This is a genomic window from Veillonella ratti, assembly GCF_003992115.1.
GTDB classification, from domain to species: Bacteria; Bacillota; Negativicutes; order Veillonellales; family Veillonellaceae; genus Veillonella_A; species Veillonella_A ratti.
The window spans coordinates 1-17,183 of record NZ_RQUX01000015.1 but is presented as its reverse complement, the minus strand read 5'-3'; the positions used below and the strand labels follow the sequence as shown (position 1 = coordinate 17,183).

Annotated in this window: 20 protein-coding genes and 1 tRNA gene; 3 read left to right on the top strand and 18 right to left on the bottom strand. The window is 43.1% G+C overall.

The window, feature by feature from the left end:
- Positions 1–25 precede the first annotated feature (25 nt).
- The 9 genes from rph to EO124_RS07235 all read right to left on the bottom strand — a co-directional run bounded on the left by rph (position 26) and on the right by EO124_RS07235 (position 8,878).
- Entirely contained in the window at positions 26–763 is a 738-nt protein-coding gene (gene rph / locus EO124_RS07275) for a ribonuclease PH (protein WP_127058960.1), read from the bottom strand.
- Positions 764–888: 125 nt separating this feature from the next.
- On the bottom strand, positions 889–2,214 hold the full coding sequence (locus tag EO124_RS07270; protein ID WP_127058959.1) for a histone deacetylase family protein: 1,326 nt from the start codon (positions 2,212–2,214) through the stop codon (positions 889–891).
- Complete coding sequence (locus EO124_RS07265; RefSeq protein ID WP_127058958.1) at positions 2,204–3,973, bottom strand: hydantoinase/oxoprolinase family protein; 1,770 nt, start codon at positions 3,971–3,973, stop codon at positions 2,204–2,206. The genes EO124_RS07270 and EO124_RS07265 overlap by 11 nt, the downstream gene beginning before the upstream one ends.
- Before the next feature lie 170 nt (positions 3,974–4,143).
- Positions 4,144–4,797 (bottom strand): coenzyme F420-0:L-glutamate ligase, encoded by a 654-nt coding sequence (locus EO124_RS07260; RefSeq protein ID WP_021841957.1) that lies wholly within the window; start codon positions 4,795–4,797, stop codon positions 4,144–4,146.
- A gap of 13 nt (positions 4,798–4,810) precedes the next feature.
- Positions 4,811–5,350, bottom strand: coding sequence for a hypothetical protein (locus tag EO124_RS07255; protein ID WP_127058987.1), 540 nt, complete (start codon positions 5,348–5,350; stop codon positions 4,811–4,813).
- 25 nt (positions 5,351–5,375) lie between these two features.
- On the bottom strand, positions 5,376–6,194 hold the full coding sequence (gene murI / locus EO124_RS07250; RefSeq protein ID WP_127058957.1) for a glutamate racemase: 819 nt from the start codon (positions 6,192–6,194) through the stop codon (positions 5,376–5,378).
- The gene (locus EO124_RS07245) at positions 6,187–6,609 is read right to left on the bottom strand and encodes an acyl-CoA thioesterase (protein ID WP_127058956.1); all 423 of its coding nucleotides are present in this window, start codon (positions 6,607–6,609) and stop codon (positions 6,187–6,189) included. Before EO124_RS07245 ends, murI begins: the two co-directional genes overlap by 8 nt.
- 129 nt (positions 6,610–6,738) lie before the next feature.
- Entirely contained in the window at positions 6,739–7,728 is a 990-nt protein-coding gene (locus tag EO124_RS07240) for a molybdopterin-binding protein (protein WP_127058955.1), read from the bottom strand.
- 454 nt (positions 7,729–8,182) lie between these two features.
- Positions 8,183–8,878, bottom strand: coding sequence for a GntR family transcriptional regulator (locus EO124_RS07235; RefSeq protein WP_021841952.1), 696 nt, complete (start codon positions 8,876–8,878; stop codon positions 8,183–8,185).
- A 195-nt stretch (positions 8,879–9,073) separates the two neighbouring features.
- Here EO124_RS07235 and EO124_RS07230 point away from each other — a divergent pair, with 195 nt between their 5' ends.
- Positions 9,074–9,976, top strand: coding sequence for a diacylglycerol/lipid kinase family protein (locus tag EO124_RS07230; protein ID WP_127058954.1), 903 nt, complete (start codon positions 9,074–9,076; stop codon positions 9,974–9,976).
- A gap of 148 nt (positions 9,977–10,124) precedes the next feature.
- On the opposite strand, the gene EO124_RS07225 is transcribed toward EO124_RS07230, so the two are convergent.
- The 3 genes from EO124_RS07225 to EO124_RS07215 all read right to left on the bottom strand — a co-directional run bounded on the left by EO124_RS07225 (position 10,125) and on the right by EO124_RS07215 (position 12,691).
- Positions 10,125–10,547: a GNAT family N-acetyltransferase gene (locus EO124_RS07225; RefSeq protein ID WP_127058953.1), complete on the bottom strand. Its 423-nt coding sequence runs from the start codon at positions 10,545–10,547 to the stop codon at positions 10,125–10,127.
- Between the two features lie 12 nt (positions 10,548–10,559).
- Positions 10,560–11,930 (bottom strand): MFS transporter, encoded by a 1,371-nt coding sequence (locus EO124_RS07220; RefSeq protein ID WP_127058952.1) that lies wholly within the window; start codon positions 11,928–11,930, stop codon positions 10,560–10,562.
- A gap of 155 nt (positions 11,931–12,085) precedes the next feature.
- Complete coding sequence (locus EO124_RS07215; protein ID WP_127058951.1) at positions 12,086–12,691, bottom strand: beta-class carbonic anhydrase; 606 nt, start codon at positions 12,689–12,691, stop codon at positions 12,086–12,088.
- Between the two features lie 244 nt (positions 12,692–12,935).
- Between EO124_RS07215 and EO124_RS07210 the strand changes: the two genes are divergently transcribed.
- A tRNA-Gly gene (locus EO124_RS07210) sits at positions 12,936–13,009 on the top strand.
- A 285-nt stretch (positions 13,010–13,294) separates the two neighbouring features.
- On the opposite strand, the gene EO124_RS07205 is transcribed toward EO124_RS07210, so the two are convergent.
- The 6 genes from EO124_RS07205 to EO124_RS07180 all read right to left on the bottom strand — a co-directional run bounded on the left by EO124_RS07205 (position 13,295) and on the right by EO124_RS07180 (position 15,913).
- The gene (locus EO124_RS07205; protein ID WP_127058950.1) at positions 13,295–13,825 is read right to left on the bottom strand and encodes a hypothetical protein; all 531 of its coding nucleotides are present in this window, start codon (positions 13,823–13,825) and stop codon (positions 13,295–13,297) included.
- Positions 13,826–13,856: 31 nt separating this feature from the next.
- On the bottom strand, positions 13,857–14,420 hold the full coding sequence (locus EO124_RS07200) for an N-acetylmuramoyl-L-alanine amidase family protein (RefSeq protein ID WP_127058949.1): 564 nt from the start codon (positions 14,418–14,420) through the stop codon (positions 13,857–13,859).
- A gap of 7 nt (positions 14,421–14,427) precedes the next feature.
- Complete coding sequence (locus EO124_RS07195) at positions 14,428–14,616, bottom strand: hypothetical protein (protein WP_127058948.1); 189 nt, start codon at positions 14,614–14,616, stop codon at positions 14,428–14,430.
- Positions 14,617–14,756: 140 nt separating this feature from the next.
- Positions 14,757–15,290 carry a hypothetical protein gene (locus EO124_RS07190; protein WP_127058947.1) on the bottom strand — a complete coding sequence of 178 codons (534 nt, stop codon included), beginning with the start codon at positions 15,288–15,290 and terminating at the stop codon, positions 14,757–14,759.
- A gap of 6 nt (positions 15,291–15,296) precedes the next feature.
- Complete coding sequence (locus tag EO124_RS07185) at positions 15,297–15,479, bottom strand: hypothetical protein (protein WP_127058946.1); 183 nt, start codon at positions 15,477–15,479, stop codon at positions 15,297–15,299.
- 11 nt (positions 15,480–15,490) lie between these two features.
- Positions 15,491–15,913 (bottom strand): hypothetical protein, encoded by a 423-nt coding sequence (locus EO124_RS07180; protein WP_127058945.1) that lies wholly within the window; start codon positions 15,911–15,913, stop codon positions 15,491–15,493.
- 44 nt (positions 15,914–15,957) lie between these two features.
- Between EO124_RS07180 and EO124_RS07175 the strand changes: the two genes are divergently transcribed.
- Positions 15,958–16,947, top strand: a complete 990-nt coding sequence (locus EO124_RS07175) for a tyrosine-type recombinase/integrase (protein WP_206512553.1) — start codon at positions 15,958–15,960, stop codon at positions 16,945–16,947.
- Positions 16,948–17,183: the final 236 nt, after the last annotated feature.

The following is a 17,183-nucleotide window of genomic DNA, read 5'->3' as shown; positions in this document are numbered from 1 at the left end:
ACGGCGCTAACTTAACATCAATCGCTTAGGCGCCCGTACCGATATATTTTGCTTCATCACCGAGGGCTTCTTTTTGAGCCGCCATCAAAGTATCGGTAGCGGATTCTGCCAAGTCTAACAACGTATTAAGCTCAATGCGACTGAACGTACCATGTTCACCGGTACCCTGTACCTCGATTAAATTGCCGGAGCCCGTACGAACTACGTTCATATCCACAATAGCTTGGCTGTCTTCTTCATAACATAAGTCCGTAACCGGTCCTTCTTGACCGATACCAACGGAAATGGCCGCACAATAATCGCGAATCGGATACATACCTTCGCCCTCATACATCGTATTTACCGCGTCAACCATAGCGACAAAAGCACCGGTAATAGCCGCCGTACGTGTACCACCGTCAGCCTGCAACACGTCGCAATCAAGAGTAATCGTTCGTTCACCGAGAGCTTCCAAATCAACTACGGCACGTAATGCACGGCCGATAAGGCGCTGAATTTCAACGGTACGACCGGTCTGTTTGCCTTTGGCCGCTTCACGGCTGTTACGAGTCTGAGTAGCACGTGGCAGTAACGAATATTCCGCCGTTACCCAACCACGGCCTTCGCCCTTCATAAAACGAGGTACTTTTTCTTCGATAGTGGCATTGCAAAGGACCTTCGTATTGCCGAATTCAATTAATACCGAACCTTCCGCATAGGCCGTAAAATGGCGTGTAATTTTAATAGGCCGAACAGCCTTTGGATTTCTTCCGTCAATTCTCATGTTTGTCACTCCTATTTGGGTTGGTCACCCCTATTTCGTATTCATTTTCTATTATATCATATATTAAGGCTCTCATATTATAGGCTTCTTACCTATACACTATCCAAACATAACTATTAACTATTTTACAAATCCTCCTGTACATCCTTCATAGGATCCACTACCACATAACGGTCTGCGTTACCGGCTTTTTTAGCTGCCAAGGTCGCGTCATAAGCATCTCTACGACATTCGTCATCGGCCTGCCAAGGAATGAACGTAGCATACACATGTTGCGAACCGAATGGGCCGCCATCGCTGCGAGAGTCAATGCTCATATACCCCACCTTATCCGGATAGAGGCGGATTTTTTCATCACGGTATTCCGAAATACCCGTTTCATCATAATAAATCTGACGGCGATCTTGCCAAAAATCACCTAAACCCAAAAGCGCATCCACTTGCATTTCGTGACGGCGATGCCACTGGTCGGCCCATTTTCTGATAATATCATCAATACGGCGCGTCACATCAGGGCGCTGGCGATTTGTATCTTCGTCAAACGCCGGTTCCACTACCTGGCTGTAATCGAGGCCTGCCATGGAAAGCACAATACCCGTATTTACATACGGCAACGCTTCTTGCACTGAATAGCCGCCTTCAAGGACAGCAATATCGGCTTTTAAAATATCCGTAAGCCGCGCATAGCCTTTAGCGGTAACCATCATGTTCGCCAGGGGATCACTGAAATGATTGTCCTGACCGGCTGAGTTAATGACAATATCCGGTTTAAAATCATTGAGCATAGGCATAACCAGATTCTGCAGTACTTTGAGCATTCCTTCATCGCCCGTGCCCGGCGGGAGCGGAATATTTACGGTTGCACCGACCGCTTGAGGCCCACCATATTCATACATAAAACCGGTACCCGGATATAAGGTGCGACCGTCTTGATGGAAGGAGATAAATAAAGTATCCGGATCATGATAAAAAATATCTTGTGTCCCATCACCATGGTGAACATCTGTATCCACGATGGCAATGCGGCGCACGCCGTAATGGCGGCGCAAATAAGCAATCATAATGGCTTCCACATTGACCGTACAGAAACCGCGAATGCCGTGCACCATTTTCATAGCGTGATGTCCCGGTGGGCGCACCAGTGAAAAGGCCCGTGTCACTTCACCGCGCATAACTGCTTCCGCCGCGGCAATGGCGCCGCCAACCGATACACGATGTGCTTCAGTCACCCATTTTTTCAAAGAAGGGGCTCCCACATGGACCCGTTCTATGTCCTGCCAAGAAGCTAATAACGGATTATATTCACGAATAGCCGGATGTTCCAAGAGGCCTTCTTCCAATAGTTGATCTCGCGTATATAGCAAGCGTTCTTGCCGTTCCGGATGGGTCGGCGAAATTTTCCAGTCAAAGGCCGGGAAAAATACGAGGCCCAAAGTATTCTTATTGTACATATTCACTCACCCCCGGTTCCAATTGAGCTTTCACGGTAATTAAACGATGCATAGACTGCCAACCTTCAATAATCGGCACGTCTTCTACCAAAATAATATGTCCTGACGGCGCATTCGTAAGGCCTAAGTCGCCTGCCGCCTTTTGCAAATAGTCTAACGCTAACGACTCGGCTTGCGCCGCGGTCTGTACCGATCTTTGTTTTTCGTGAATGCCCAATTCCGGTACTACCAAAACTCCTTTAGCCGTATCTACATGTACCGTAAGCATCAAGGTTTCACGGGCCACTGCGGCACCAACCGCATTGGCTACCGGTGCATTCTGCGGAATCTGAACCGGCAAGGCTAAGCGTTCACTCACAAATGGGGCCAGCGTTACAGCTGTACCGCCTACGGCCACCAGTTTTTCCGGTTTAAAGATCTTCGGTTCTACAATATCGCGCACCACATAAATAGGAAGTTTATTTTCTCGCTGCACCGAAGCCGCTATGCCGTCGGTAATTACCGTAACAGCTGCCGCTACAATGTCTTTGGCAAACGCTATAACAGCACCGTTAGCTATACCTGCAGCAGCATTGCCCGCGGTTATACCTGCAGTCGCATCGCCCGCAGCTATAGCCGTATTATCTGTATCGGCAACATCGTTACCGGTCCCCGCAACATAACCCTGAGGCGCTTTTCTCAACAAATTAGCCAGCCCCTGCCAAGCCTTATCTGTATCGCCATAATTAGCTTTGCCCAGCACAATGAGGGCGTCCCCCAGCGTTGGCACGGTGCCGCCCAATACGAGGGATGGACCCAATCTGTCAGGACCTACGGTCAATTTACCGTTTTCATCAAAAGCAACGGCTGATTCGCCGCCGATGCCTACGGAGCTTACCGCAAAGGAGCGCACGGCGCTTGGATAATTACGTATCATCGCACCGCCGCGAGCCATCATAGGCACACCGTTTTCCCACAACGAAATATCGGTAGTGGTCCCACCCATATCGAGGGCAACCGTCATATCTTTAGGCATAGAGCGAAGGGCCGCCATCCCCAAAACACTGGCCGCCGGTCCCGTAAAGGCCGTTTCAACGGGGCTTGCCTTCATTCGTTCTAACGGCAACGAACCGCCATCGGCTTTTAATATGTATATAGGCGCCGTCAAGCCATAGCGAGCCAAGGCTGCTTTAACGGCTTCACTGAAGTCTTCAAAGGTGCCCTGCACAGCACTGTTAAAAAAAGCACTCACGGTGCGGCGCGGGAAGTTTAAGGAACCGCTTAATTCGGCACCGGCCGATACCGTTTCATAGCCGGCTCCCAATAATTCTTCTTTTAAGGCTTGTTCCAATTTTGGATTACGCACGCTGAATTTGGCCGATACAGCGGCTCGTGCATTTTGTTTTTCGCCGGGAATTTGGTCCAGCTCACGCTGTCTCAAAGGAGCTGCCAATGAACCGCGATGGTCCGTATAACCGCTAAGTACAATTGGTGTTACCGGCAACATGGGCCGAATATCCATTCCAGGACCCGGAATCACATATAAATCAACCGGATCAACTTGATTCATGACGAGTGCATTCGTTACAATCGTCGTGGACAAAGTAACCCGTGTCACTTTTGAAGGCTCAATAGCAGTCGCTACACCGGCCAAAGCGGCTTCAATCCCTTCCATCAAATTTGGTTTGGTGGTGCGGCATTTATGACTTTTTAAAATCCGTCCCTCATCTACGACTACGGCATCCGTAAAGGTACCGCCTACGTCAAGACCTACTAACATAGGAACAACTCCTTTCCCTGAGCTCCGCTATTTAATAGCAATAATACGTTAACTATATCATTGATACATCATATATATATATATAATCTCGGAATAGTTTAACCACAAACTCTCTATATATAGTGTAACAAGGTTTTTAACAAACAAAAAGAGGCCCTAAGGCCTCCTTTTTATTTTCGCTCCGAAATGGAGGCGAAGTTTTTAATAATAACGATTGGCGTCATCTGATCATCATTACCAAACGGATTGTCAATCAAAATGCGCGCAATGCGTTTAGGATCCATGCCACGGCTGTGACCGAGGACGGCAGCGCGTTTCAAGTCATTAACGTCAGCTACCACGGCACCGTAACTGCCGGTGCGTTGTACAATGCGTTCCGCCACTTTATCCGCGTCTTTCGGACCATACACAATGTGTTTATCGAACGGCGGCATTGTCCCCGTAACGTCATCCGTAAGTGCGGCAGCACGGGAAATTTGGTAAAAAACGCCGTCTTTGCGGAATATTTTAGCGATGGCCCCCAAAATAAAGGCGCCAAATACCTTCCATTTACCGTCAAGTTCCATTGCGGACTGCATGCCGTACACGGAGCTCATAGAGCCCTCAGCCGGTACAAAACGGCACAACAAGCGAGCCTGCCACGTAGGACGAAGCTCTTCCGGACGGGTGATGCGTCCCTGCGTAATCGCTACTACAGATTCCGCCACACATACAATATCTTCCGGCCCGATATCTTTGCCGGCATAATGCATAATTGCTTCTACAATATCATCTCGATGGGTCAGTATACGAGTATGAACCGGTACTAATTCTAAATTTGCCATGGTTACCTACCTCCTACTGCCGCATAGCATGCTGTAATTCTTCAGCTGTCAAAATTAAACGATTTTTAGAAATATGCCAATCACTGCGACCGACAACCTGGTATACAATATCAATATTCATATCAGGAAAACCTACCAAGTCTTTGCGAATATTGCCCGTTTTTGCATTCAAAATAAGGCGCAAGCGAACAGTGCCGCCTTTGCGCGGTTCGATAATAACAGATTTCCAATACCCGTCATGACGTTCTTCCGACGCATCGGTCGTCCACGACGTAATGGATACCTGATCAAACTGTTCCTGCGGCAACAAATGACGTGGATATAAGTCCATGATAGTACCGTTTTGACGGCCTTTATTTACAAACGGAATATCCGACACCAAGGTTACCTGATTAAAACTAATGTCTTCCACTTCAAATTGTGTACGACGTTTAGGTAACATGACAATTTCTTCATTCCCCTGTTTCCAGGCAAAAATTCGAAACGCCACAAATAGAACGGCAACGATGAAAACAATCGTTACGATTATGTTAACTAATGTGTAAAAATACATATCCATATACTGCTCCCTTATAGTTTTATAGTGTAATAATCCGAACGTTGAAATCTTCCGGCGGAATCAATATTGAAGTCATACGCTCAGCCAATTCTTTGTCTTTGGTAAAACAAATATCCAGCTTGCCTTTAGCCGACTGCGCATTCAAGAGTTGCTTCGCCGCCAATATATCTTTCACTTCTTCAGCTGTTTCATAGGCCGGGTCGATAAATGTCTTATTGCCGCCCGACATGTGTTGCATCAAATCCATCAAAAACGGAAAATGTGTACACCCCAAAACGACTGTATCAGAACCGCTCTTTATAATCGGATCTAAGTACTGTTGCAGCGATGAATGAACAATATGGTCATCCAAGTGGCCCTGCTCAATGAGATGTGCCAAATCAGGGCAAGCCTGTTCCCATACAGCAACAGCAGGCTGTAACTCAAGCGCTTCTTCAATATGTTTGTGACTATCAATAGTAGCCTTGGTAGCCATAACGGCAATCTTCTGAGTCTGACTCGTATCAATAGCGGTCCGCACACCTTTGGCCATACCTACCACCGGAAAGTCAAAGGTAGCTTGTAATTCATCCAAGGCCACCACGGAAAAGGTGTTGCACGCAACCACCGCCATCTTCACAGGCACCTTGGCTAAAAAATGACCGATATTCATAGCAATCTGACTGATTTCTTCCTTAGGCCGATTGCCAACCGGATTATTCATATTGTCGCCAACAAAAATAAAGTCTTCATGAGGAAACATTCGTCGCAATACGGCTAATACGGTTAATCCCCCGACGCCGGAGTCAAAAACTCCGATAGGTCTTTTAGAGGCCTCGGCTGCGGCTGCTTTACTCATGACTCTTTCTCTCCTTTATGGTGCGGCTAATTGGCTCATAATAGGTATCGCTTAAGCGAATTACCTTCCCCGTCGCCTTATCGGTGAACACATTCTGCGTCTCACCGGTTGCAATCAATGCACCATCCGCTTCACGCACTATACGATACGTAAAAACACATTGAGCTCGTGTTACTTTGGTCGGCGTCACTTCAACGGTCAACACATCATCAAAGCGAGCCGGCTCCTTATATTCACAAGCTACTTTTGTAATCGGGAACACAATCCCGTTATCCATCATATCCCACAGGGAAATGCCACAGGTTCTGAAAAATTCCACCCGGCCTAACTCAAACCATCGCAAGTGATTGGTATGGTGAGCTACTTCCATCATATCAGTTTCATAAAATCGTACCTGCAATGATGTGGTAAACATATACTCATTTCACCTCTCATTACTATAAAATAATTCACCCTTCATTGTACGCCACCAATAGGTGGCTGTCAAACTATTGTAACGTACCTTGCCTTAGAACTATGCATTCGCCGTACCGCTCAAAAACGCTTATTGTAAGCCCCCATGACCCAAAGCAATGCAGTCAGCTTTCGTAATCGGATCATCCGATGCCAAACGTGGCAAAAAGACATCAAAGGCCGTCGGTTTACTGAATAAAACACCGCCCGGCAGACCTACAAGCGGGGTACCGTCACTCATATAGGCTATGCATACCATGGATCCCGGTAAAACCGGCAAGCCATACGTCACCACATGAGTCGCGCTCTTGGCAATCGCACCCGGCGTCAAATCATCTGGATCCACACTCATGCCGCCGGTGCAGAAAATAATATCCGCCCCTGCGTCTTTTACCGCTTTAATAGCGGCCATAATTTTATCCGTATCATCAATAACAATCTCATGCGCTACGATGTTCATCCCAAACGGCTCTGTCCGTTCTTCAATAATCGGGCGGAACGCATCTTGAATGCGACCTCTGGCCACTTCCGAGCCGGTCGTTACAAGACCGATACGTTTTCTCACAAAAGGTTTTACCGTAAGGAGCGGTTGACCTTGCCAAATAGCCTTAGCCTGTTCAAGTTGCACTTTAGGAAGCCACAAAGGGATGCAACGCATACCGGCTAATTTATCACCGCGCTTAACCGCCGTATTAGTGAATTTGGTAACGATTGTAAGGTCACCGATACTGTTAACCGCCTGCAATCGGGCCACATCAATTTTGAGCATCCCATCCCAGGCTGCAAACGCCTCAATTTTACCTTCACGGACATCAGATGCATAAATACTGTCATTATCTAACAAGGAATATAATCCCACCGCTACATCTTCTTCGTGCAATGTATCGGCCAATATCGCTTCATCGCCCGGTTCCTGCACAAAGATGTGCTCCTTGCCTAATTCCAAAAAAGCCGGAATATCTTCTTCACGAATGACGTGACCTCGACGAAACGGTGTATCTTTAACTTCGCCAATGACTATACGCGCTATATCATGACATAAAACTTGGCCGACAGCTTCCTCAACGGCTACTTTTTTCATGAAAACCTCCTCTATAAATCATATGTTACAACAAAAACTCAAGCTACTTGAATCTCATCAAAACATAATCTATACGAAACTATATATTTTAATTAAAAACAGACTCTCATTGTCCTCTACCAAAACACTTTCATTCATTTAATTAAGTATTTAAGCTTAAATCCTTTTTAAACGCACAAAAGCCTCGGCATATGCCGAGGCTTTTGTGCTTGAGAAAAAAGAGAGAGAGAACATTTGAATCACATTCAAATGTTAAGGGGCTTTGGGGGGTGCCCCGAGATATGACTCTGTGGTCACATCCTGAAATGATTATAGCAAACTGTAAGAAAAAAGTAAACAGTTGTTATGCAAATTTTGCACTTTTTTCATGCAAATTTTTTAAATTTGTCTATCCGGTGCAAACTTCATCTTACAAAACGCTTTTATCAAGTTCCCAACTCCGGCATCAAAAGTCTTATAAACCAAATTTCTTGGCTCGTAAATCGGCATGTGCTTTTTTAAATACAAAAGCATTGCGAATATGTTTACGCATCGCCTGTTCGGCTGCTTCACCATCGTGATTTCGAATAGCGGCCATAATTTCATCATGCTCCCGATTACAAGAGTCGGTACGGGCTTGATCCATGGTACTGATGTACATGTCACGATTTACCATTTCACGGAACTCGCCCAAATAATCCATAACCCGTTCATTTTGTGAGAAGAAAGAGATTAACGTATGCAAACGACTGTTGATTTGAACACGCTCTTCCGCATCCGTCGTAGCAGAACCGGCATCACAAAGAGCCTGTAATTCTTCAATCTGTTCATCCGTGCACAATTCGGCACATAAACGAGCACCCAATCCTTCCATCACTTCACGGCACTGATACATGCCGATAATTTCTTCCGGTGTATACCCTTTAACCGTTACACCTTTCCAAGGTTTGATGACTACCAAATTGTCCTTAGCCAATTTACGAAACGCTTCGCGAACCGGTGTGGCACTTACATTAAGCTGTTCCGCAATTTTCACTTCATTCAGCTTCACCTGTGGTTTCAACGCGCCCGTCAAAATAGCTTGTTTTAATGTAACATATACCTGTTCGCTCAATGGCAAACGGCCAATGGAATCAATAGAATTAAGATGATATTCTTCTTGTTTACCCATAGTAAATCCTCTACTTTCGCGAATAGCACTCAGCCTACTCTTTGTAGTGACAGTCAATCTTTAGTATACTATAATGTATAAATACTTTATAATAGATATTACAAGGCTGTATGCTTATTTTCTGCAGACTATATTAATCTAATTATAAAGGTAAGATCTGCAAAGCGTCAACTAAAATACAACGGGAGAACATATATGAGTCGCTGTTTAGTTATAATAAATCCTGTCTCAGGCGGAGGCCGTGCCACCCAGTATGCCATGGAGCTGCAATGGCAACTAAGCACCCTCTTTGATCATATGGAAATTAAATTTACCACCAAAGCCGGAGATGCGACCCGATTTGCCAAATATGCCACAGAGCACGGCTACGACGCCGTATTCTGCATGGGCGGTGACGGCACCATTAATGAAACGGTAAACGGTATCGCCCAAGGTGGCGGTAAAGCCAAGTTTGGCTTTGTACCGGTAGGTACGGTCAACGATATGTCGCGCGCCCTCGGCATTCCACTGGAACCGTTAGCCGCTATTCGCGCGTTAAAAAACAGTAAAATCCGCCGCGTCGATATCGGTCGCTGCAACGATCAATATTTTTGTAACAACATTGCCGCCGGCGTTATTCCTAAAGTAGTAGAAGAAGTAACCCCTAAAGAAAAACAACTCCTTGGCCCTTTGGCCTACTTTGTAAAAGGGGGCCAAGCCCTTTTCACCACTAAGGATTACAGTTTTCACATTCAAACGGATGACCACGATTTTACCATCCGCTCGCCATTGGTAATCGCATTACTTACCAATGTAGTATCCAGTTTTGAAAAATTCATGCCGCAGGCTTCGGTTGATGACGGCTATATGCGCATCATCATCTTTAAAGAATATTTCATCATGGACATATTGCGTATCTTACCGCTTATCTTACGCGGATCGATTTACACCTCGAAATACGTAACGATTTTAAAAGTGCGCAAAGCCAAAATCACCTTGCTCGACGACATCGAATTGCCTACCAATATGGATGGCAATAAGGGGCCGCTCATGCCGGTTGATTTAGAAGTACTGCCGGGCTTTTTGCAAGTCTATGTGCCAAACAAAAAAGACAAATAAACGCTAAGCCTATAGCGAACCCGCATTAAAACTTCAATCAATACATATAAAAACGCCGTTCAACTCGTACTGAACGGCGTTTATTTATTTCCATATTAGCTTGAACGTTGCACGTTACATCTCCCGTAGCGGCTTGTTGCCGAGGCACTTATTTATACATCCAAACATGCGGACAACCTTCCTCGTCAAATACTTCGCCGGCCGCCGTATAACCGAGCGTTTCATAAAAACCTTTGGCCTGCACTTGGGCGGCTAACTTAGTTTTAATACCACCCATGACACGAATAAAGTCTTCCGCGGCCAAGAGAATCTTAGCTCCCAGTTGCTGTCCGCGGTGCGTTTTCATAACAGCCACACGGCCGATAATAAACGTGGACGCCTCATCTTTATCTCTAAAAAAGCGACACGTACAAACTGGTTCGTTTTCAATAAAGCCTACCAAATGAGCGGCTTCCATATCATCTATTTCGTCAAACTCTTCTTGAAAGCCCTGTTCCTCTACGAATACGGCTTGGCGAATCGCGCGCGCCTCAGCCGGCAATTCAGAATAGATTTCTACTTTCCACGTCATACTGTAACTCCTTTATTTATTCCGAATCATAGACGGAATAATACCTACTACACAAAACGCCATAAATACCATTAAACTGTATTGAATATTAGCCAACAATATAGCCTTATCTACATTAGCAATAGCCGTTCCGGCTGCCCCCGTATTACGGGCCAAAATGGAGGCCACAATCGCCATGCTAAGCACCTGCCCCAACAGACGAACTGTACTGATGACAGAACTGGCCATGCCAAAATAAGCGGGCGGCACCGAGCCCATAATAGCGTTATTATTCGGTGCCGAGAACATGGCAAACCCGATGCCCACAATAATCAAGGCTGTAATAATAAGGGCCGTCGATGAAAGATTCATAGCCGTCCACATCACGAGGAGCCCTACGGCAATAACGCCCATCCCGGTGGATGCCAAAACGGCCGATCCGTAACGGTCGGATAAGGAACCCATAACCGGCGACAAGGCGGCCATTACAATGGATTGAACCAATAGGAACCAACCGGCTGCTTCCGAATCATAGCCCATAATCATCTGCAAATATAGGGATAATAAAAAGCCAATCGCAAAGGTAGCGCTATAATTCAACATGGATGCCAAATTAGAAAACGCAAACGTCTTGTTTTCCAGAAAAATACGAACCGGCAAGAGCGGTTTGGCCGCACGAGCTTCGTACCAAATATATATAATCGTCGTCACAATACCGGCTCCGAAAATATACTTAGCTACCGGCAATTTTACAATCTCCGATAATCCGTAAAGCCCCATAACCAACGATGCGGCGTACAGCAAAATACTAATCGGATTCATATAGCCCTGCTCTTTATTAACCCAATCTTCTTTCATAAAAAGGATGGTCATTATGGTCGCAATCATACCGAGAAACGCGATAAAGTAAAAAATGCTTTGCCAGCCGAAGCGATAGTTCAAAAAGCCGCCGATAACCGGTCCCACCGCCAAGCCGATATACACCACCGCTACGTTCATACCCATAGCCCAGCCGCGCCGTTCCGGCGGAAACACTAAGGCAATAATCGCAGTACCCGTAGAGAACAGCATGGCTGCCGCAATCCCCTGCAACCCGCGCAAGACCATGAGCCAATGAATAGTCGGCGCAAAATGGATAACCAACGAGCTCAACGTAAATAATATGGTACCGATTAAAAAAACTTTCTTTTTGCCGATGCGATTTCCCAGTTGACCCATGGGCACCGTAAAAATGGCGCAGGTCAATAGGAATGTTTCAATAACCCAACTGAGCTCCGACGTACCGGCATGAAACTCGCGGCCGATATCCGGCAAGGACATATTCAAGGAACTGCCGCAAAATGGCGTCAAAAACGACGCAATCATGACGATGATTAATATTTGATTACTTCTGTTGACAGCCAAATTAAAACCTCCCAATCGTACTGTTTCACTGCCAGAACAAAAACCTATACCTTAATCCCATAGTCTTGCCGGACACCCCGGCAAAACTATACAGCTTCGAACCGAATCTTAATTTTTTAAATTAACAACAGGGGCAAACCGCCATATTGTGAACATTAGCAACAGCTACAAACTGCCATAGAGTCAAGTTCTGCATGAGGCTTATTACCGTCTACCAATAAAGTCAGCTTACTGGTATAAGGGTTTAACATGAGACCATGGATTTTAACATCATTTGGAATGAGTGGATTCTGACGAAGCTGTGCTACCGCTTTAATTACATTCTGTTCAGAATGACAGAAATTATTGGCCCAGCGATCCATTTCACAACGAATCATGGTAATCGCTTCCGGCGAAATACCGCGGTCAATCATGCGCTTAGACAATTCATCGGGACAAGTCTTTTCCATGCCGCAATCTTCATGACCGACAATGAAAATTTCTTTGGCCCCCAATTCGTAAATACTTACCACAAGACTGCGAATAACATCACTGAACACATCGGTAATGCAGTTACCGGCTACGCGAATCACATTGGCATCGCCGCGGTCGATCCCCATCGTGCGTTCCAATAAATCAACCAGACGCGTATCCATACAAGTCAAAATGGCAATATGACGTTGCGGTGTCTTAGGGGACGGCATCCCCGCTTCACCGTATTCTTTAATAATATCAGCCACATAGGCTTCATTAGCTTTTAAAACTTCTTCTAATAATGACATGTCAGCCACCTCCATAATGGAATACTACTTCACTATAACTATATCACAGATTTTCGATGTTGGTATCTAAAAAATTTTAATAAATACAAAAAAACACCGACAACGCCATATCGAGTGACACACTAATAATAGATGCTAATACGACTAGACTATTTTTACAGATGTATAGTCGACAATCTCCGATTCCGACTACAAACTATTTACAAACCTTTACAAACTTGATAAAATGAACGAGTACAAACATGCGGCCGTAGTTCATCGGTAGAACGACGGCTTCCCAAGCCGTAGAGGTGGGTTCGATTCCCATCGGCCGCTCCAACCTTAAAATTATTTCTTTGAAATATTGCACTATATTGCAATGTATTGCAAATGTAGACAAAATAAGCATTTATGGCAAACTTGATATTTTATATTATTGCATGATATTGAAGACATTTGCCCCCATTTTGCCCCCATAAGTGCCCCCATGAGATTTTTGAATTGTAACTTCATATTAAATAAAAAAGTGCCCACAGAGTTAGAATTAATCTAGCTTTGTGGGCTTTTCTTTTTCTATGCATGATTAACGATTCATACACCGAGATAAATGGATCACCGTACCTTTCACCATTGCTTTACCGTGTACAAAATTGTTGTTCCTTTTATTTTACTTCCTTCTAACTGTACCATACCTTCAATTCTCCCTGATTGATATGCAACAGTAGGGTATATCTTTTCATCAATATATGTAACCCCTACTTTTACTTTATGCTCTTTGGCCAAGTTAATTTTATAAACATCAACAACTTGCTTTGTATCATTTGATGTAACTATTGTTCTATCTGTCTTTTCCAATACAGCCTTTGGTAAATTACCATTATTATCTTTAATTGCTTTATCTGTAGTAGCTGCTGCTTTTTCTAAATTTGGTGCTACTACATAAAATTGTTCATCTGGACTTCTCTTTTCTGTATTTATAATTTCATGCCTGATATCACTAGACGTATTAGGACTTACATTAATACTTTTAGCAAAATCATCTACCGGTGCATATCTTACTACATAATTTGTAATTACCTTTGATTCTGTTTTTACCTCTTCCTTATTTATAATAATAGCATAACATACAACAACCACCACTAATATAATAGTCATATATATAATAGGCTGCCAATACTGCTTAATCTTAGACCATATACTGTACCACATAATCAGTTACACCCCTTGCCAATGCCTTAGCTGCTTCATCTTGATTGTTTTCATTTCGTAACCACTCTTCTTCTTTCGGATTACTGATAAAAGGCAGTTCAAAGAGTGCTGCCGGCATTGCCGTATTATTGAGTACATATAATCCGGCTTCCTTATCAACATCACCATCAGACCAATCTGCACGCACATCAAGACTTGGGAATGTACTTGCCATTTGATTAATCAAACATGTAGCAAAGTTATCTGAATTAGTCCAACCACGACTAGTATATACTTCAATGCCTTTAGCTGTATCATTGAAAGAATTACAATGAATAGATAGGAATAAATCATAGTTCCCTTGATTAGCCGTTTGGCAAATTAATTCTAATGAATCATTCTGAATATAATCTGCTTGTACACCTGCTGCAATTAGGTACTGCTGTATTAATGCTCCAACATTAGCAACAACATCGCTCTCACGTAATCCTGTCGGGCCAACAGCCCCTGGATCTGGATTTCCATTTGGTGCATGTCCTGCATTTACTAATACTCTTACCATATTAAAATCATCCTTTCTTATTATCATCTTTTTCAAAATCATCTGGAATCCCATTATGATTTACATCAACAATAGACTTAGCTAGTGCTAAGACTGCCCCTATAACGCCAGCGGATAACATGCTTGAACCTAAATTAATGCCTAGCGGCATAAATTTATAAATAATATCAGGCTTGTAATCAAAAAACACTGCCATGATATACATCATGACAGTGCATATATAAGGTGTTACGGCTATTGCAAAGAATGTAATAATCGACCACGTAAGCCTAATACTTCGTATAGTTTTTAACGGTATGTCTTTTATAGTTCCATACATCCTTTTAAATAGTTCTTTCAATTTTTGATAACCCTTTCTAGCAAACTTATTAAGCGTTCTATTACTACAATATTCTTGGCGTCTAATGCTCTAAGCTTTTCAACAATGCTACTTAATTCATAAACGATAGGACAGTACATGAAAAATTGTGACAATAGAATATCTGTACGTATCCCTAATGTTTCTGTATCAGGCGCCAACATCATTAGTAAGGACAAAATAAAAAACCAAGGGTATTGCTTAACCAGCTTTTGAAACGTTGCCATGCGCAAGCCTTTGCTTGCAAGGAACCGTTTCGCCCTTCCATCGACTGCTACCGTTTCCCACCCACGCCAGATTAATGCTAATAATATATTTAACAATGTACCATCACGATTAGTTGCCTTGTTATATTCTGTGGCTTCAATTAGCATTCGTAAGAACGTATCAATGCACACTAATATTACAACTAAAATCATAGTATTTAATGTATCAATCAAAATATTAGTTGTAATTACCTGTTCTAAATATATCAATACTTGCTCTATTGGTGGGGTGCTTGAAAACATCATTTGATACTACGCCCCTTTCTCAACAGTCACATCATCAGCAACATCTTGCCCTGCTTCTTCCGCTTCTTTTGCTTGTAACTCCTCAATATCGTTATAAATATCTACTAATAAGTTATGCACGCACTCTTTGTCTGGACAACGGCCATTTTTTAATAATTCATTAGCGCAATAATCACAATACTTTTTCATTTTGATTCCCCCTAACCTTTAACCGCTTTTAATTCTTTAGCCATATTCAACATATTTTGCTTATATTCATTCTGTAGCTTTTCAATTACTGCTTGATTACCCGTTAGTGTGGCGGTTAATATTTTATCTTTTAACGCCTCATCGAGTACATTATATTTATTCTTAATTTCTTCAACGGACTGCACCTTGATTTCAGATTCTGTTGGCGGAATTGGTGTAAGATCAACTACCTTGCCATCTTTATATGCCTTATCCTGTATCAATGCATCAAATATAGTGCCATCATCTTCAATATAATAGCAATCTGGATATTCCGTTTTTGCCAGTTCAAGCAGGTCTTTCATGCTTTTCTTGTGTACGCCTAGCAAATAAGAGGTTACTTTAGTGCGTTCACCATTCACATTTTCTTTACTTAGTACAATTAAAAATTTCATAATTAATTATTCCTTTCTTTTTAATCAACAAGGGGGTTATTATTATGAGATTACCTAATAACTACGGACAAATTTGTAAATTATCTGGTCAAAGGCGTCGCCCATATATGGTGCGTAAAACAATAGCTTACGATAATAATGGCCGTGCTATTTATCACATCGTCGGCTATTATGCCACTAAACCTGATGCCTTGGATGCGCTGTCAAAATTTAACAATCAAGATATTCCTGAACCAAGCATTACTTTAGGCAAGATATATAAGGCTTGGTTTCCAACCCATTCAAAACATGTCAGTACCTCAACGGCCAATGGCTATATCAATAGCTTGAAGCATTTAGGTGCTGTTGCTACTATGCCAATTGATAGCATTAAATATAGACAATTACAAAACATAATGGATAATATGCTCAATGTTGGCCTATCCTATGCCAGCTTAAAAAAAGTTAGATCATTGATACATCAACTATATAACTTTGCTGTAATAAATGAATGGGCTGATAAAAACTTAGCCACCTACCTTACCATAGGAAGAAATACACCCGTCCGCCCGCATAAGCCTTTTACTACTGCACAAATCAACAAGCTATGGCATTGTCAAAATCCCCATGCCTATTTACCACTTATAATGCTTTACAGTGGCATGCGCTCAACAGAGTTACGGCATTTAAAGCGTACAGATATTAATATTAAGCAAAAATACTTTGATATTAAAACGTCCAAGACTAAATCAGGAATCAGGATAATACCAATACATGAACGAATATGGCCACTCATACAGTCACTACTATCAAATAACACTAAATATTTACTTGGTGATACTATCCCAACCTATGCACAAATATCACGCAAATTCAAATCAGTTATGCGTGATATTAATGCAAAGCATACAACGCATGATTGTAGGCACACCTTTGCCACATTGCTAGATAATGCTAATGCCAATTACAACGCTAAGCGTCGGCTACTTGGCCACGCTGCTAACAATGTAAACAGATGGCGTATACACGCACAAAGCCTTGCTACAGCTGCGTAAAGCCATAAAACTGCTAAAATGATGTTGCGTATACGTTGCGTATAGCACGTATGACAACAGCCTATAAACCTATGTATTATCTAGCTTTATCATGTTGCAAGTTTGTTTAGTATCATATAATTCTCACGCCTAGAATATTATTTTTTAGGCGTTTTTATTTATCCAAGGTATAAAAATTACTGGAACTACTGGCAGCGCGTTAAATAATAATTACTCAGAAGGTACAAAAAATATTA

Excerpts from the sequence above, each read along its gene's own strand:
- EO124_RS07235 (WP_021841952.1), bottom strand. The coding sequence starts at position 8,878 with ATGGGTAAACAAGAAGAATATCATCTTAATTCTATTGATTCCATTGGC.
- rph (WP_127058960.1), bottom strand. The coding sequence starts at position 763 with ATGAGAATTGACGGAAGAAATCCAAAGGCTGTTCGGCCTATTAAAATT.
- EO124_RS07255 (WP_127058987.1), bottom strand. The coding sequence starts at position 5,350 with ATGTATTTTTACACATTAGTTAACATAATCGTAACGATTGTTTTCATC.
- EO124_RS07185 (WP_127058946.1), bottom strand. The coding sequence starts at position 15,479 with ATGAAAAAGTATTGTGATTATTGCGCTAATGAATTATTAAAAAATGGC.
- EO124_RS07240 (WP_127058955.1), bottom strand. The coding sequence starts at position 7,728 with ATGAAAAAAGTAGCCGTTGAGGAAGCTGTCGGCCAAGTTTTATGTCAT.
- EO124_RS07195 (WP_127058948.1), bottom strand. The coding sequence starts at position 14,616 with ATGGCAGTGTTTTTTGATTACAAGCCTGATATTATTTATAAATTTATG.
- EO124_RS07225 (WP_127058953.1), bottom strand. The coding sequence starts at position 10,547 with ATGACGTGGAAAGTAGAAATCTATTCTGAATTGCCGGCTGAGGCGCGC.
- EO124_RS07200 (WP_127058949.1), bottom strand. The coding sequence starts at position 14,420 with ATGGTAAGAGTATTAGTAAATGCAGGACATGCACCAAATGGAAATCCA.
- EO124_RS07245 (WP_127058956.1), bottom strand. The coding sequence starts at position 6,609 with ATGTTTACCACATCATTGCAGGTACGATTTTATGAAACTGATATGATG.
- EO124_RS07215 (WP_127058951.1), bottom strand. The coding sequence starts at position 12,691 with ATGTCATTATTAGAAGAAGTTTTAAAAGCTAATGAAGCCTATGTGGCT.
- EO124_RS07230 (WP_127058954.1), top strand. The coding sequence starts at position 9,074 with ATGAGTCGCTGTTTAGTTATAATAAATCCTGTCTCAGGCGGAGGCCGT.
- EO124_RS07260 (WP_021841957.1), bottom strand. The coding sequence starts at position 4,797 with ATGGCAAATTTAGAATTAGTACCGGTTCATACTCGTATACTGACCCAT.
- EO124_RS07180 (WP_127058945.1), bottom strand. The coding sequence starts at position 15,913 with ATGAAATTTTTAATTGTACTAAGTAAAGAAAATGTGAATGGTGAACGC.
- EO124_RS07270 (WP_127058959.1), bottom strand. The coding sequence starts at position 2,214 with ATGTACAATAAGAATACTTTGGGCCTCGTATTTTTCCCGGCCTTTGAC.
- EO124_RS07190 (WP_127058947.1), bottom strand. The coding sequence starts at position 15,290 with ATGATGTTTTCAAGCACCCCACCAATAGAGCAAGTATTGATATATTTA.
- EO124_RS07175 (WP_206512553.1), top strand. The coding sequence starts at position 15,958 with ATGAGATTACCTAATAACTACGGACAAATTTGTAAATTATCTGGTCAA.
- EO124_RS07205 (WP_127058950.1), bottom strand. The coding sequence starts at position 13,825 with ATGACTATTATATTAGTGGTGGTTGTTGTATGTTATGCTATTATTATA.
- murI (WP_127058957.1), bottom strand. The coding sequence starts at position 6,194 with ATGAGTAAAGCAGCCGCAGCCGAGGCCTCTAAAAGACCTATCGGAGTT.
- EO124_RS07265 (WP_127058958.1), bottom strand. The coding sequence starts at position 3,973 with ATGTTAGTAGGTCTTGACGTAGGCGGTACCTTTACGGATGCCGTAGTC.